Below are 15,939 nucleotides of genomic sequence, written 5' to 3'. Positions count from 1 at the left end.
GCGTTCCCGCATAAAAAGGGCAGGCCGGCGACCGTCGCGAGTCGATGGCGCATGGCGATGCCCGCAAGGAGAAACGATCTATGGCAAGCACTCCCCACAACCCGTATTCGATCGGCCTGGACAAGACCCCCGCCAACTATGTGCCGCTGAGTCCGGTCAGCTTCGTCGCCCGCAGTGCCGAGCTGTATCCGGACAAGCCGGCGGTCATCCACGGCCAGCGCTGTCTGACCTGGTCGCAGGTGTATGCGCGCAGCCGCCGGCTGGCGTCGGCACTGGCGCAGCGCGGTGTCTGCAAGGGCGCCACGGTCGCCATTCTGGCGCCGAACATCCCGGAAATGGTCGAAGCGCATTACGGCGTGCCGATGCTCGGTGCGATCCTCAACACCATGAACTTCCGTCTGGATGCCGCCACGCTGGCGTTCCAGCTCGAACACGGCGAAGCCAGCGTGTTCCTGGTCGACAGCGAGTTCGCCGGCCTGGCGCGCGATGCGCTGGCCCGTTCGCAGCGCAAGCCGCTGATCATCGACATCGCCGACAGCGAATACGATACCGGTGACCGCCTTGGCAGCCTGACCTACGAGGCGCTGCTGAACGAGGGCGATCCCGACTATGAGTGGCCGGCCCTCGAAGACGAGTGGGACGCGATCACGCTGAACTACACGTCCGGTACCACCGGCAACCCGAAGGGCGTGGTCTACCACCATCGCGGCGCCTACCTGAACGCGCTCGGCAATGTGGTGGCGACGCAGATGACGCCGGACACGGTCAAGCTGTGGTCGCTGCCGATGTTCCACTGCAACGGCTGGTGCTTCAACTGGTCGATCGCCGCCGTCGGCGGCACCAGCGTCTGCCTGCGCCGGGTCGAGGCGGGGGCGATGTACAAGGCGATCAGCGAGCACAACGTCAACTACATGTGCGGCGCCGCCGTGGTGCTGTCGATGTTCATCAATGCGGCCGAAACCGACCGGCGCGATTTCCCGCGCACGGTGCGTTTCATTGCCGCCGCCGCGCCGGTACCGGTACCGATCATCCGTGCCGCCGAGGCGATCGGCTTCAAGGTCACCCACGTCTACGGCCTGACCGAGACCTACGGGCCGGCGACTGCCTGCGTGTGGAAGGACGAGTTCAACGCGCTGGGCGATGATGAGCAGGGCGAGATCCTCAAGCGCCAGGGCATGCGCTACCACGTGCAGGAAGCCGCCAGCGTGCTGAATCCGGAAACGATGGCCCGGGTGCCGGCCGACGGCCAGACGCTGGGTGAAGTCATGTTCCGCGGCAATATCGTCATGAAGGGCTATCTGAAGAACCCGTCGGCGACCGACGCGGCCTTTGCCGGCGGCTGGTTCCATACCGGCGATATCGGCGTGCTGCATCCGGACGGCTATATCGAGCTGAAGGACCGCAGCAAGGACGTGATCATCTCCGGCGGCGAGAATATCTCGTCGATCGAGGTCGAGGCGGTGCTGTACCAGCATCCGTCGGTGCTCGAGTGCGCGGTGGTGGCCAAGAAGGACGACAAGTGGGGCGAGATCCCGTGCGCCTACATCACGCTGAAGATGGGCGCGCCGGAACCGACGCCGATCGAGCTGACCCAGTTCTGCCGTGAACGGCTGGCGCATTACAAGGCGCCCCGGATGTTCGTGTTCGGTCCGCTGCCGAAGACCAGCACCGGGAAGATCCAGAAGTTCGTGCTGCGCGACCAGGTCAATGACGGCGGTTTCAAGCTGAACTAGTAGCCGGCGAAAAAAGGCCGCCTTGCGTGAGCAAGGCGGTCAACTTGGGTAACTTCCACCTGAAAATACCGGTTACGCCATCCGGCCCCCGTTGATGGCGCATGCGATGAACATGCGACGGTCGCTGGCATCCCCGTCTGATGGATGCGTCATCACTTTCGCTGATTTGCAAGGAATCGGCCAGCAGGCAATGCTGAAAACCGGCATGGCATCGTCTGAAAACGCAGCAGTATCGTCCCGGTACCACGCTCGGCACGGCACGCCGGCGGCGGAGGTGGTACCGTTACGGTCCGCTGACGCCCGACGGGCGGTGGCGGTTCCCTTCATTGCCGACGCCATCCCATGTCCGACCCCATCATTCGCTCGCTGCTCGACACCGATCTCTACAAGCTGACGATGCAGCAAGTGGTCCTGCACCAGTTCCCCGGCGTGCAGGCCGAATACCAGTTCCGCTGCCGCAACACGCCGGCGTTTCCGATGGCCGAACTGCTGCCGGCGGTCAACCGCCAGCTCGATGCGCTGTGCGAACTGCGTTTCACCCCGGACGAAATCGCCTATCTGCGCAGCCTGCGCTATCTGAAGCCGGACTACGTCGACTACCTGGAACTGTTCCATCTGAACCGCCGTTTCATTTCGGTGACGCCGCGCGCCGATGGCCGGCTCGACATCCATGCGCGCGGGCCGATGGTCCAGGCGATGATGTTCGAGATCTACGTGCTGGCCATCGTCAACGAGCTGTATTTCGATGAGCTGATCCGCCGCCAGGGCATTGCCGGCGGTCATGAGGCGACGCTGGAAGAAGGCCGGCGCCGGATCAGCGCCAAGGTCGACAAGATCCGCGCCTTCCAGACCAGCCTGCCGGCCAATGCGCCGCCGCTCCTGCTGGCCGACTTCGGCACCCGCCGCCGCTTCTCGCGCGACTGGCTGGAAGAAGTGGTCAAGGTACTGCACGCCGGCGTGCCCGACGTGTTCCGCGGCACCAGCAATATGGACCTGGCCCGCCGGCTCGGCCTGACGCCGATCGGCACCATGGCGCACGAGTTCCTGCAGGCCTTCCAGGCGCTGGACGTGAACCTGCGCCAGTTCCAGAAGGCGGCGCTGGAAAGCTGGGTGCAGGAGTACCGCGGCGACCTCGGCATTGCGCTGACCGACGTGGTCGGCATGGACGCGTTCCTGGCCGATTTCGACCTGTATTTCGCCAAGCTGTTCGATGGCCTGCGCCACGACAGCGGGGATCCGGTGGTGTGGGGCGAGAAGATGATCGAGCACTACCACAAGCTGCGCATCGATCCGGCAACCAAGATGCTGACCTTCAGCGACAGCCTCGACATCGACCGCGCCATCGCGCTGTACGGTCATTTCGCCACCCGCACCCAGGTCAGCTTCGGCATCGGCACCAATCTGACCAACGACCTCGGCATCGAGCCACTGCAGATCGTGATGAAGCTGGTGCGCTGCAACGACCGCCCAGTCGCCAAGCTGTCCGATACCGCAAACAAGCTGATGTGCGACGACCCGGTGTTTCTGGCTTATCTGCGGCAGATTTTCAATCTGGAACGGATCTGACGCGGCCGCTCAGGCCGCTTCCAGAACCTCGACCGCGCTGCCGACCGTCAGCATCCCGCCACGACGCACAAGCGCATTCTGGCCGAACAGCACGCCGCGTTCGCCACGGCGGTAGCGGGCCAGCGTGCGCAGCGGTTCGCCATCGGCCGACCTGACGCCGGTGTCAGGATCGATGGTAGTGAATACGCAGCGCTCGCACGGCCTGACCAGCTCCAGCTCGACCTCGCCGATGCGCAGCCGCTTCCAGCCGTCCTCGGCAAAGGCGTCGGCGCCGTCGATGACCAGGTTCGGGCGAAAGCGTGCCATTTCCAGTGGTCGGCCGACCCAGTGTTCCAGCTGCCGGCGCGATGCGTCGCCGATCAGCAGCAGCGGGAAACCGTCGGCGAACGACAGCGGAATGTCCGGGAAAGCACTGACCCGGCGCCGGGTGTCACCGGTATGCATCAGGCGGACCGGACGGTCGAGAAAGTCGGAAAACCAGTCATCGGCGGCGTGCGGGCCATGCCAGGCCTCGAAACCATCCCGCCACACCACGGCCGGATGCGGCTCGGTGAAGGCCGCGCGGGAAACCGTCAGCGGCTCGCGGCCGGGGGCCGCTACATGGAGGCCGGCCTCGTCGACCGTCGCCGCTACCGTGACCAGTTGCGGGCACTCGCGGCCGGTGATGAAGCGGCCGTCGGGATCGGCGACCATCCAGCTGCGATCGTCGGGCAGGCCGCGGGCGTCGACGCGGCAGCGGGTCAGCGCATCGCCGTGGGCGGATTTGACCGGATAGCGGTACAGCGCAGTCAGCATGGGCATGGCAGGAACCTGATTGAGAATCGCCCCCAGCTTATGCCGGCGCAGGCCGGCAGGCAAAGAACGCGGGCGTGTTCCGGCGATGTCGACGCCGTGTCTTGCACATCGGTCATGCTCAAGTGACTGTTTATTAATACATTTCATGTTGCTGCATTGCCGCATGTCCGGCCAGGCAGACACGCCGGCCCGTCTCCGGCAGCGGAAACCCATCCGTTTTTGCCAGGTCATGATATAAATCATTGAAAAAACAATGGCTTGGACACGCATGGCACGCGGGTTGCGCTAAAGGGGGTCAGGGAACCACCGGAGACCACCTGCCATGCCCGCACAACGCCAACGGCCAGAACCGTACCGGCAAGGACTGGACCGCAATGCGGCCAACTACGTGCCGTTGTCACCGGTCACGTTCCTGGCCCGTGCCGCCCAGGTTCATCCGGACAAGGTGGCCGTCATCCATGGCGAGCGGCGCTACAGCTGGCGCGAGGTCGAGCGGCGCAGCCGGCAGCTGGCCGCCGCGCTGGCGTGGCGCGGCATCGTCGCCGGCGACACGGTGGCGGTGCTGGCGCCGAACATCCCGGAAATGATCGAGGCGCATTTTGGCGTGCCGATGCTCGGCGCGGTGCTGAACACCATGAACTACCGGCTGGATGCGGCGACGCTGGCCTTCCAGCTCGACCATGGCGATGCCAAAGCCTGGCTGGTCGACAGCGAGTTCGTGCCGCTGGCGCGCGCCGCACTGGCCCTGGCCCGGCGCACACCGCTGCTGATCACCATCGTTGACAGCGAGTGCGACAACGGCGAGCGGCTGCCGGGGCCGGAGTACAGCGCGCTGCTGCGCGAAGGCGATGCCGGCTTCACGCCGCCGCCGCTGGCCGACGAATGGGACGCCATCGCGCTGAACTACACCTCCGGCACCACCGGCAGCCCGAAGGGCGTGGTCTACCACCATCGTGGCGCCTATCTGAATGCGCTCGGCAACATCATCGTGGCCGGTCTGACCGCCGATACGGTCAAGCTGTGGTCGTTGCCGATGTTCCACTGCAACGGCTGGTGCTTTGTCTGGAGCCTGGCCGCGATCGGCGGTACTCACGTCTGCCTGCGCCGGGTCGAGGCCGGCGCCATGTTCCGGCTGATCGCCGAGCACGACGTCAACCTGATGTGCGGCGCTGCCGTGGTGCTGAACCTGTTCGTCAATGCGGCGGCGGAAGAGCGGCTGCCGTTTCCGCGCACGGTGCATTTCAATGCGGCCGCCGCGCCGGTGCCGGTGCCGGTCATCCGTGCCGCCGAGGCGATCGGCTTCAAGGTGCTGCACCTGTACGGGCTGACCGAGACCTATGGCCCGGCGACGGTCTGCGAATGGCAGCCGCAGTTCGACGAGCTGGACGATGCCGCGCAGGGCGACGTGCTGCGCCGCCAGGGCGTGCGCTATCCGGTGCTGGAGGCGGTCACGGTGCGCAACCCGGACACCCTGCAGGAAGTCGTCGCCGACGGCCGCAGCGTCGGCGAGGTGATGTTCCGCGGCAATATCGTGATGAAGGGCTATCTGAACGCGCCGGAGGAGACCGCGCAGGCGTTTGCCGGCGGCTGGTTCCACTCCGGCGACCTCGGCGTGATCCACCCCGATGGCTACCTCGAACTGAAGGACCGCGCCAAGGACATCATCATTTCCGGCGGCGAGAACATCGCCAGCCTCGAAGTCGAGGCGGTGCTGTACCAGCATCCGGCCGTGCTCGAATGCGCCGTGGTTGCCCGCGCGGACCCGCGCTGGGGCGAGGTGCCGTGCGCCTTCGTCGCGCTGCGCCCCGGCGTGCCGGCGCCGGATGCCGCCGAACTGCTGGCGTTCTGCCGCGAGCGGCTGGCCGGCTACAAGGTGCCGAAGGTGTTCGTGTTCGGCCCGCTGCCGAAGACCAGCACCGGCAAGATTCAGAAATTTCTGCTGCGTGAGGCAGCCAACCGCCACGGAGAGGGGGAGGCGTGAACGACATCATTCTCGAAACGCGCGGACTGACCAAGACCTTCATGGGATTTCGCGCGGTCAGCGACGTCGATCTGAAAGTCAGGCGCGGTCACATCCATGCGCTGATCGGACCGAACGGCGCCGGCAAGACCACGGTGTTCAACCTGCTGACCAGGTTTCATGCGCCGACTGCCGGCCGGATCCTGTTCAACGGTGACGACATCACGGCGGCAAAGCCGGCGGACATTGCGCTGAAGGGCGTGATCCGCTCGTTCCAGATCTCGGCGGCATTTCCGCACATGACCGCGCTGGAAAACGTCCGCATCGCGCTGATGCGCAAACTCGGCGTGTCGTTCCGCTTCTGGACCAGCGATCGCACGCTGGACCGGCTGAACGACCAGGCGATGGCGCTGCTCGATTCGGTCGGTCTGGCCGAGTTTGCCGACGTGCTGGTGGTCGAGCTGGCCTACGGCCGCAAGCGCGCGCTGGAAATTGCCACCACGCTGGCACTGGAACCGGAACTGATGCTGCTCGACGAGCCGACCCAGGGCATGGGGGTGGAGGATGTCGACCGGATCGCCCAGCTGATCAAGCGGGTATCGGCCGGCCGCACCATCCTGATGGTCGAACACAATCTGCACGTGGTGGCATCGCTGGCCGACCGCATCACCGTGCTGGCGCGCGGGCAGACGCTGGCCGAGGGCGACTACGCCAGCGTGTCGACCAATCCGCTGGTGATGGAAGCCTATCTGGGCACACAGACTGAAGGGGAGGCCGACCATGCTCATGCCTGAAGACACTGCCGTGGCCAGCCCGCACGGGCCGGCGGCGACCGAAATGCTGCGGGTGACCGGGCTGCACGCCTTCTATGGCGAATCGCACATCCTGCACGGCATCGACCTGAGCGTGGCGCGCGGCGAACTGGTGACGCTGCTCGGTCGCAACGGCGCCGGCCGTACCACCACGCTGAAGGCCATCCTGGGCCTGACCGGCCGGCGCAGCGGCTCGATCATGGTCAATGGCCGCGAGGTCATCAACATGCCGACCCACCGCATCGCCCACCTCGGTGTCGGCTGGTGCCCGGAGGAGCGCGGGATCTTCGCCAATCTGTCGGTCGAGGAAAACCTGATGCTGCCGCCGCAGGTGCGCTCGGACGGCATGCGGCTGGACGAGATCTACGGGATGTTCCCGAACCTGCTCGAACGGCGCAAGAGCCCGGGCATGCGGCTGTCCGGCGGCGAGCAGCAGATGCTGGCGATGGCGCGCATCCTGCGCACCGGCGCCAACCTGCTGCTGCTGGACGAAATCACCGAGGGACTGGCGCCGGTGATCGTGCAGACGCTGGGCCGGGTGCTGACCGAGCTGAAGGCGCGCGGCTATACCGTCGTGCTGGTTGAACAGAATTTCCGTTTCGCGGCGTCACTGGCCGATCGCCACTACGTGATCGAACACGGCCGGGTGGCGGAATGCGTGAGTCGTGACCAACTCGGCGAAAAGACCGAGCTGCTGAACCGCTATCTCGGCGTGTAGGCAACCCATCCCATACCCAGGAGAAACTCCAAGATGAGAAGACAACACCAACTCGCGCTGCTGGCCACCCTCGGTGCCATTGCCGGCCAGGCGCAGGCCGACGCCAACGGCGTCAAGATCGGCGTGCTGACCGACATGTCCGGCGTGTACTCGGCCATCGGTGGCAAGGGCGCGGTCACGGCCGTGCAGATGGCGGTCGACGATTTCGGCGGCCAGGTGCTCGGCAAGCCGATCAAGGTCGTGTCGGCCGACCACCAGAACAAGGCCGATATCGGCGTGGCCAAGGCGCGCGAATGGTTCGACACCCAGGGCGTGGACATGGTCGTCGACCTGCTGAACTCGTCGGTCGGCATCGGCGTGCAGAAGCTCGGCACGGAGAAGAAGCGCATCGTCATCAACAACGGCTCCGGTTCGACCGCGCTGACCAACAAGGAATGTTCGCCGTACGGGGTCCATTACACCTACGACACCTTCGCGCTGGCCAACGGTACCGGTCGGGCGATGATGAAGACCGGTGCCAGAAACTGGTTCTTCCTGACCGCCGACTATGCCTTCGGCCAGTCGCTGGAAAAGGACACCAGCGACGTGGTGCGCGAGATGGGCGGCAAGGTGGTCGGCACGGTGCGCCATCCGCTGTCGACCTCGGACTTCTCGTCCTACCTGCTGCAGGCACAGGGCTCGGGCGCCAATGTGGTGGCGCTGGCCAATGCCGGGGCCGACTTCACCAATGCGGTCAAGCAGGCACGCGAGTTCGGCATCATGCCGAAGCAGACCGTGGTCGGCATGCTGGTGTTCGATTCGGACATCGCCAGCCTGGGCCTGGCCACCGCCCAGGGCATGAAGTACACCACGGCCTTCTACTGGGATCTGAACAACGATACCCGCGCCTTCTCCCAGCGCTACTACAAGAAGACCGGCGCCATGCCGACCATGGTCCAGGCCGGGGATTACTCGTCGACCATGCACTATCTGAAGGCGGTCAAGTCCGCCGGGACGGTCGAAGCCGGCGCGGTGATGGCCAAGATGCGCACCACCCCGATCAACGACTTCTTTGCCCGGAACGGCAAGATCCGCGAGGACGGCCGCATGGTCCATGACATGTACCTGGTCGAGGTCAAGAAGCCGGCCGACTCGAAGAACAAATGGGACATGCTGAAGGTGATGCAGACCATCCCGGGGGCGCAGGCGTTCATGCCGCTGTCGCGCAGCGAGTGCCCGCTGGTCAAGAAGTCCTGACCACCGGCAGCAGGGGCGGACGGGGACAGGGCGCCCCGTCCGGCCGACAGAACATACCAATGGAGGTGACAGATGGAGATCACCGCACAGGCTGTGTTGTCGCAGCTGATGCTTGGACTCAACAACGGCGCGTTCTATGCGTTGCTGAGCCTGGGGCTGGCCGTGATATTCGGCATGCTGAATATCGTCAATTTCTCGCATGGTGCGCTGTACATGCTCGGCGCGATGGTGGCGCTGATCGGCGCCGACTATCTCGGCCAGTGGACCGGCAACCCGGATGCGCAACTGAGCTTCTGGTGGGCGCTGGTGGTGGCGCCGGCCGTGGTCGGGCTGCTCGGGCTGGTGATCGAGCGCTTCATGCTGTCGCGGCTGTACCGGGTTGACCCGCTGTACGGGCTGCTGTTCACCTTCGGTGTCGCGCTGATGCTGGAAGGCGTGTTCGTCGCGCTCGGCTTCAACGTGTCCGGCGAGCCGTACAACGCCAAGCCGGAAAGCCTGTCCGGCGCAGTGAACCTTGGCTTCATGCTGTTCCCGGCCTACCGGCTGTTTTCCATCGTGCTGTCGATTTCGGTCTGCGTCGGCACCTGGTTCATGATTGAACGTACCAGGATCGGTGCCTACCTGCGCGCGGCGACCGAGCGGCCGGATCTGGTCCGTGCCTTCGGTGTCAACGTGCCGGTGCTGATCTCGTTCACCTACTTCTTCGGTGTGGCGCTGGCGGCGCTGGCCGGCGTGGTGGCGGCGCCGATCTACTCGGTCAGCCCGAAGATGGGCGCGGATCTGATCATCGTCGTCTTCGCCGTGGTGGTGATCGGCGGCATGGGTTCGATCATGGGGGCGATCGTGACCGGCTTCGGTCTTGGCATCATCGAGGGCCTGACCAAGGTCGTGTACCCGCCGCTGTCCAATACGGTGATCTTCATCATCATGGCGCTGGTGCTGCTGTACCGCCCGGCCGGCCTGTTCGGCAAGGAGGCCTGACATGTTCCCGCTCGATATCCGCCATCCGGCACTGTGGGCAGTGCTGGTTGTCGCCGGGCTGATCGCCCCGTTTGCGGTCTACCCGATTTTCATGATGGAACTGCTGTGCTTCGGGCTGTTCGCCGCCGCGTTCAACCTGCTGCTCGGCTTTGGCGGCCTGCTGTCATTCGGCCATGCGGCGTTCTTTGGCAGCGGCGCCTACATTTGCGGCTACCTGCTGAAGGAATGGGGGCTGAGCCCGGAACTCGGCATCCTCGCCGCCACCGCCTGCTGCGCGCTGCTCGGCCTGCTGATCGGTGCGGTGGCGATCCGTCGCCAGGGCATCTACTTCGCCATGGTGACGCTGGCACTGGCGCAGATCGTGTTCTTCCTCTGCGTGCAGGCGCCGCAGACCGGCGGCGAGGACGGCCTGCAGGGGATTCCGCAGGGCAGGGTGTTCGGCCTGTTCGATCTGGCGCATACGGTGTCGGTCGGGGGGCAGGACGTGCCGCTGACGCTGTACCTGTTCGTCTATGCAGTATTCCTGGCCGGCATGTGGCTGATCTACCGCACGGTGTACTCGCCGTTCGGCCAGACGCTGAAGGCGATCCGCGAAAACGAGGCGCGGGCACTGTCGCTCGGCTACCGGGTGGAGCGCTACAAGCTGCTGGTGTTCGTGCTGTCGGCCTCGCTGGCCGGCACCGCCGGGGCGACCAAGGCCATCGTGTTCCGGCTGGCGTCGCTGACCGATGTCAGCTGGCACATGTCCGGCGAAGTGGTGCTGATGACCCTGCTTGGCGGCATGGGTACCATTCTCGGTCCGGTGGTCGGCGCGTTCACCGTGCGCGCGCTGCACAACGAACTGGCGTCGCTCGGCTCGTGGGTGACGGTGATCATCGGCGCGATTTTCGTCATCTGCGTGCTGGCGTTCCGCCGCGGCTTCATCGGCGAAGCCGGGCGGCTGCTGAAGAAAGACTTCTAGCGCACCAGCCCGGCCAGCGACGGGCCGGTCTGCGCCGGAAACAGGCGCGGATCGGCCAGTTTTTCGTACAGCGTCGCCCGTGAAATGCCGAGTGCCCGCGCGGCCTCGGTCTTGTTGCCGCCGGCCAGCGCCAGCGTCTCGCTGATCACGCGCCGTTCGGTTTCGGCCAGCCGCTGTGCCAGGGTGCCGCCGCCGGCCAGCGGCGGCGGGTCGACTGCCGCGGCCACCGGCAGGATGCGCTGCAGGACCGGGGCGTCCAGCGCCACGCCATCGGACAGCATTACCGCCTGTTCCAGCACATTGCGCAGTTCGCGGATATTGCCCGGCCACGGATAGGTGGCAAGCAGTGCCAGTGCGGCGGCACCCGGCTTGCGCTGCGGCAGGCCGGTGCGGTCGGCAATCTGCGCCAGCAGTGAATCGACCAGCGCCGGCAGGTCTTCCGACCGCTCGCGCAGCGGCGGCAGCCGGATCGGCAGCACATTCAGGCGGTAGAACAGGTCGGCGCGGAACAGGCCGGCATCGACCAGCGCGCGCAGGTCGCGACTGGTTGCGGCAATGACCCGCACATCGATATGCAGCAGGCGGTTCGAGCCGAGCGGTTCGATTTCCTGCTCCTGCAGTACGCGCAGCAATTTGGCCTGCATCGGCAGCGACATGTCGCCAATTTCGTCGAGAAACAGCGTGCCGCCGTCCGCGAGTTTGAACTTGCCGTCGCGGCCCTTGCGCTCGGCACCGGTATAGGCACCGGCGACGGCGCCGAAGAATTCCGCTTCCAGCAGCGTTTCCGGCACCGCGGCGACGTTCAGGCCGACAAAGGGCTTCTGCCGGCGCGGCGACGCGGCATGGATGGCATTGGCCAGCAACTCCTTGCCGGTGCCGGTCTCGCCGAGCAGCAGCACGGTGGTATCGAGCGCGGCCGCACGCTGGCCCAGGCGCTGCATGTCGCGGCAGGCGGCGCCGGCGCCGATGATGTCGTCGAAGCCGTAGCGCGCGCGGCGGCTGCCGGCGTTGTCACGGCGGACCCGGTCCAGGGTTTCCTGCAGCTGTGAAAGCTTGTCGACCAGCGGTTTCAGCGGCTGCCAGCGTTCGGACAGCAGGATGCCGAATGCGCCGACCACCTGGCCGTCGCCGTCCTGCAGCGGAAAGCGGCTGACCACGAAGTGGTGCTGCTTGTAGTTCATGAAGTCGAGCACGATCGGTTCGCCGCTCTGCACCACCTCGCGCATGCGGCTGTGCGGCAGGATGTCTTCCACCGGCCGGTTCAGCGCCCCGGCCGGATCGTCGAGCCCGAGCAGGGCTGCGTAGCGCGCCGTGATCCATTGCACGCGCGCCTCGCGGTCGACCAGCAGGGCGCCGACGAACTGCTGCTCGAACAGCTCCAGCAGACCGTGCTGCAGGGACTGGCACAACGGCGCCGGTCCGGGAGGGTTCAGTTCCGTTTCTTCCACCCGTGTCTCCTCGTTTATCCGTGCTGCGACCTTTGGCCGCGCCGGTTTGTTGTCATGGCGGGATGTGTCCAATGTAGCATCACCGCGTGAGGAACCGGAGCGGGAAGTGCGTGCGCCGGGGGACTGACAAGTAAATTTGCTTGACCTTAAGATTGACCTGCGTCAAAAAAGTGGCGATGATTTCACAAATTTCTGAAAGAACAGGAACGCGTGACATGACGCCATTGATCGAACGCTTCGTGCTGCACTTCGGCGAGATGGGCAGCCGCTGGGGCGTGAACCGCACCGTGGGGCAGATGTATGCGTTGCTGTTCCTGTCCGAAAAGCCGCTGAATGCCGACGACATCGTGAACGAGCTTGGCATGTCGCGCTCCAATGTCAGCATGGGGCTGAAAGAACTGCAGTCCTGGCGACTGGTTCGCATGGCGCACCATCCCGGCGACCGGCGCGACTACTTCACCACCCCGGACGACACCTGGGAGATCTTCCGCACGCTGATCGAGGAAAAGCGCCGGCGCGAGATCGACCCGACCCTGTCGCTGCTGCGCGATACGCTGATGGCCGATCCCTGTGACGAGCAGGAGCGCCATGCCCAGGAGCGGATGCGCGACATGCATGAACTGATCGAACTGGCGACCGGCTGGTTCGACGACGTGCAGCGCTTGTCACCGGACACGCTGGCCAGCCTGATGCGGCTCGGCAGCAAGGTGCACAAGGTGCTGGAATTCGCTGACCGGCTGCGTCCGGGAAGCCGGGAGTAAAGACCATGACACCGTCCATCCTGCAGCGCCGGACCCGGCGCGGCATGCCGCTGTGGCTTGAAATCTCGGTGGTGCTGACGGTGAAGCTGTTGTTGTTGTGGGGCGCGAAAGTGCTGTGGTTCTCCGAACCGCTGGCCCGGCACATGACCGTCCCCGAGTCCGCGATCGAGCAGCAACTGCTTGGCACCCCCGGTCGCGATGCCCCGCCTGTCCACAAGAATTGACCGCAAACGGAGAGAACCATGCTGCCCGTGTCCGAGGTAGTGGAGCTGTCACGCCTGCAGTTCGCGCTGACTGCCCTGTTTCATTTTTTGTTCGTACCGCTGACGCTGGGGCTGAGCTGGATCCTGGTGATCTGTGAGTCGGTGTACGTGATGACCGGCCAGCAGGTCTACAAGGACATGACCCGCTTCTGGGGCAAGCTGTTCGGCATCAACTTCGCCATGGGGGTGACGACCGGCATCACGCTGGAATTCCAGTTCGGCACCAACTGGGCGTACTACTCGCACTATGTGGGCGACATCTTCGGCGTACCGCTGGCGGTCGAGGGGATGATGGCCTTCTTCCTCGAATCGACCTTTGTCGGCCTGTTCTTCTTCGGCTGGGACCGGCTGTCGAAGAACAAGCACCTGCTGGTCACGTTCCTGGTCGCCTTCGGCTCCAACCTGTCGGCACTGTGGATCCTGATCGCCAATGCGTGGATGCAGAATCCGGTCGGGGCCGAGTTCAACTATCACACCATGCGCATGGAGCTGGTCAGCCTGGGCGAGGTGTTCTTCAACCCGGTGGCCCAGGTCAAGTTCGTGCACACCGTGGCGGCCGGCTATGTGGCGGCGGCGATGTTCGTGCTCGGCGTGTCCAGCCTGTACCTGCTGAAGGCGCGCGACACCGGCTTCGCACTGCGCTCGTTCGCGGTGGCGGCAGGCTTCGGGCTGGCGTCCATCCTGTCGGTGATCGTGCTCGGTGACGAGTCCGGCTACACCACCGGCGAAGTGCAGAAGGTCAAGCTGGCAGCGATCGAGGCCGAGTGGAACACCGAACCGGCACCGGCGGCCTTTACCGCCATCGGCTGGCCGAACCAGGCCGAGGAACGCACCGATTACGCGGTGAAAATTCCTTACCTGCTCGGGCTGATCGCCACGCGCTCGACCGACACCCGGGTGACCGGCATCAAGGACCTGAAGCGCGAACACGAAGTGCGCATTCGCAGCGGCATGATCGCCTACGAGGCACTGACCGCGCTGAAGGCCGGCGACACCACGCCGGCAGTGCGCGAGCGCTTCGAGCAGCACAAGGCCGACCTCGGTTTCGGCCTGCTGCTGAAGAAATACACGCCGAACGTGGTCGACGCGACCCCGGCGCAGATCCGTGCCGCCGCCAGCGACACCATTCCGAACGTCGCGCCGCTGTTCTGGAGCTTCCGCATCATGGTCGGGCTCGGCATGCTGTTCCTTGCCATCTTCGCCACCGCCTGCTGGCTGCTGGTGCGCCGCCGCCTCGCCCCGCAGCGCTGGTTCCTGAAGCTGTGCGTGCTGGCGATCCCGCTGCCGTGGGTGGCGATCGAGCTGGGCTGGATCGTGGCCGAGTACGGACGCCAGCCATGGACCATTTCCGGCGTGCTGCCGACCCATCTGTCGGCATCGCAACTGGACCCGGGCCAGCTTCACTTCAGCCTGATCGGGCTGGTGGGCATCTACAGCCTGCTGTTCGTGATCGAGATGTACCTGATGCTGAAGTACATCCGGCTGGGACCGGCCAGCCTGCATACCGGCCGCTATCACGGCGAAACGCCGGACGTCACCGTGCCGCAACAGTCCTGAGGGGAACCGGACCATGTTCGACTATGAAACGCTGAAACTCATCTGGTGGGGCCTGATGGCCGTGCTGCTGATCGGCTTTGCCGTCACCGGCGGCTTCGACATCGGCGTCGCCGTGCTGCTGCCGTTCATCGGCCGCAACGACGACGAGCGCCGCCTGGTCATCAACAGTGTCGGTCCGACCTGGGAGGGCAACCAGACCTGGCTGATCACCTTTGGCGGTGCGCTGTTCGCCGCCTGGCCGCTGGTGTACGCGGCGGCGTTCTCGGTGCTGTATGTCGCGCTGATGCTGACGCTGTTTGCGCTGTTCCTGCGCCCGGTCGGCTTCGACTACCGCAGCAAGCTGCCGAGCGCGCGCTGGCGCAACAACTGGGACTGGGCGCTGTTCGTCGGCGGCGCCGTGCCGGCGCTGGTCTTCGGCGTTGCCATCGGCAACCTGTTCATCGGCCTGCCGTTCGCCTTCGACAGCAGCATGCACGTGCGTTACGCCGGCAGTTTCTTCAACCTGCTGAACCCGTTCGGCCTGTTCTGCGGCGTGCTGTCGGTGGCAATGCTGACCCTGCATGGCGCGGCCTTTCTGGCCAGCAAGACCGGCGGCAGCACGGTCGGCGGGCGAGCCGTGTTCGCGACCCGGGTGTTCGGCCTGCTGACCCTGGTGCTGTTCGCGCTGGGCGGACTGTGGACCGCCCGGCTGCCGGGCTGGCAACTGACCGCCATCGGCGCGCTGAACGAGGCGCTGGAGCCGCTCGGCAAGGCGGTGACGATCACCGGCGGCGCTTGGCTGGCCAACTATGCGGCGTGGCCGTCACTGTGGGTGCTGCCGCTGCTGGGCATCCTTGGTGCCTTCGCCGCCGTGGCGCTGGCCGGACGGGCGCCGCGGCTGACGGTAGTGGCCAGCGGACTGGCCTGCACCGGGGTGATCCTGACTGCCGGCGCAGCCCTGTTCCCGTTCGTGCTGCCGTCCAGCCTTGATGCCGTATCAAGCCTGACGCTGTGGGATGCGGTGTCCAGTCACAAGACGCTGGGCGTGATGCTCGGGGTGGCGGTGATCTTCGTGCCGCTGATCATGCTGTACACCAGTTGGGTGTATCGGGTCATGCGCGGACCGGTGACGGTCGAGCGCCTGAAAAACGATACGCACAGTTACTGAT

The 15,939-nt window shown here is 65.5% G+C and carries 14 protein-coding genes; 12 read left to right on the top strand and 2 right to left on the bottom strand.

Annotation, left to right across the window (positions count from 1 at the left end):
- Positions 1-80 precede the first annotated feature (80 nt).
- Together ACYVG8_RS10400 and pncB are read left to right on the top strand one after the other, a co-directional pair.
- A complete protein-coding gene (locus ACYVG8_RS10400; RefSeq protein WP_028498934.1) occupies positions 81-1,733 on the top strand; it encodes an acyl-CoA synthetase in 1,653 nt (550 codons plus the stop codon).
- A 342-nt stretch (positions 1,734-2,075) separates the two neighbouring features.
- Positions 2,076-3,299 carry a nicotinate phosphoribosyltransferase gene (gene pncB / locus ACYVG8_RS10395; protein ID WP_112692848.1) on the top strand — a complete coding sequence of 408 codons (1,224 nt, stop codon included), beginning with the start codon at positions 2,076-2,078 and terminating at the stop codon, positions 3,297-3,299.
- Between the two features lie 9 nt (positions 3,300-3,308).
- Here the strand turns inward: pncB and ACYVG8_RS10390 are convergent, their stop codons facing one another.
- Positions 3,309-4,100 carry an MOSC domain-containing protein gene (locus ACYVG8_RS10390; RefSeq protein ID WP_028498932.1) on the bottom strand — a complete coding sequence of 264 codons (792 nt, stop codon included), beginning with the start codon at positions 4,098-4,100 and terminating at the stop codon, positions 3,309-3,311.
- Between the two features lie 316 nt (positions 4,101-4,416).
- Here ACYVG8_RS10390 and ACYVG8_RS10385 point away from each other — a divergent pair, with 316 nt between their 5' ends.
- The 6 genes from ACYVG8_RS10385 (at position 4,417) to ACYVG8_RS10360 (ending at position 10,762) form a co-directional block, all read left to right on the top strand.
- Positions 4,417-6,075: an AMP-binding protein gene (locus tag ACYVG8_RS10385; RefSeq protein WP_460745728.1), complete on the top strand. Its 1,659-nt coding sequence runs from the start codon at positions 4,417-4,419 to the stop codon at positions 6,073-6,075.
- A complete protein-coding gene (locus ACYVG8_RS10380; protein WP_460745726.1) occupies positions 6,072-6,848 on the top strand; it encodes an ABC transporter ATP-binding protein in 777 nt (258 codons plus the stop codon). Before ACYVG8_RS10385 ends, ACYVG8_RS10380 begins: the two co-directional genes overlap by 4 nt.
- Positions 6,835-7,584 carry an ABC transporter ATP-binding protein gene (locus ACYVG8_RS10375; RefSeq protein WP_234412946.1) on the top strand — a complete coding sequence of 250 codons (750 nt, stop codon included), beginning with the start codon at positions 6,835-6,837 and terminating at the stop codon, positions 7,582-7,584. Before ACYVG8_RS10380 ends, ACYVG8_RS10375 begins: the two co-directional genes overlap by 14 nt.
- A 33-nt stretch (positions 7,585-7,617) precedes the next feature.
- Positions 7,618-8,820: an ABC transporter substrate-binding protein gene (locus ACYVG8_RS10370; protein ID WP_460745725.1), complete on the top strand. Its 1,203-nt coding sequence runs from the start codon at positions 7,618-7,620 to the stop codon at positions 8,818-8,820.
- A gap of 72 nt (positions 8,821-8,892) precedes the next feature.
- On the top strand, positions 8,893-9,801 hold the full coding sequence (locus ACYVG8_RS10365; RefSeq protein WP_036385643.1) for a branched-chain amino acid ABC transporter permease: 909 nt from the start codon (positions 8,893-8,895) through the stop codon (positions 9,799-9,801).
- Position 9,802: 1 nt separating this feature from the next.
- Entirely contained in the window at positions 9,803-10,762 is a 960-nt protein-coding gene (locus ACYVG8_RS10360) for a branched-chain amino acid ABC transporter permease (RefSeq protein WP_112692846.1), read from the top strand.
- Here the strand turns inward: ACYVG8_RS10360 and ACYVG8_RS10355 are convergent.
- Positions 10,759-12,210: a sigma-54 interaction domain-containing protein gene (locus tag ACYVG8_RS10355; protein WP_460745722.1), complete on the bottom strand. Its 1,452-nt coding sequence runs from the start codon at positions 12,208-12,210 to the stop codon at positions 10,759-10,761. The two genes, ACYVG8_RS10360 and ACYVG8_RS10355, sit on opposite strands and share 4 nt — an antisense overlap.
- Positions 12,211-12,425: 215 nt before the next feature.
- On the opposite strand from ACYVG8_RS10355, the gene ACYVG8_RS10350 reads away from it, so the two are divergent.
- From ACYVG8_RS10350 to cydB, 4 genes are read left to right on the top strand one after another with little or no spacing between them, the layout of a single operon-like run.
- Positions 12,426-12,971, top strand: a complete 546-nt coding sequence (locus tag ACYVG8_RS10350; protein WP_028498925.1) for a GbsR/MarR family transcriptional regulator — start codon at positions 12,426-12,428, stop codon at positions 12,969-12,971.
- Positions 12,972-12,976: 5 nt separating this feature from the next.
- On the top strand, positions 12,977-13,195 hold the full coding sequence (gene cydP, locus ACYVG8_RS10345; RefSeq protein ID WP_028498924.1) for a cytochrome oxidase putative small subunit CydP: 219 nt from the start codon (positions 12,977-12,979) through the stop codon (positions 13,193-13,195).
- Positions 13,196-13,213: 18 nt separating this feature from the next.
- Positions 13,214-14,791: a cytochrome ubiquinol oxidase subunit I gene (locus ACYVG8_RS10340; protein WP_028498923.1), complete on the top strand. Its 1,578-nt coding sequence runs from the start codon at positions 13,214-13,216 to the stop codon at positions 14,789-14,791.
- A 13-nt stretch (positions 14,792-14,804) separates the two neighbouring features.
- Positions 14,805-15,938 carry a cytochrome d ubiquinol oxidase subunit II gene (cydB, locus tag ACYVG8_RS10335; RefSeq protein ID WP_460745719.1) on the top strand — a complete coding sequence of 378 codons (1,134 nt, stop codon included), beginning with the start codon at positions 14,805-14,807 and terminating at the stop codon, positions 15,936-15,938.
- The last annotated feature ends 1 nt before the right edge of the window (position 15,939 follow it).

The organism is Microvirgula curvata (assembly GCF_054781615.1).
The sequence above is the reverse complement of the archived record's forward strand: the minus strand, read 5'-3'. Positions and strand labels throughout refer to the sequence as shown.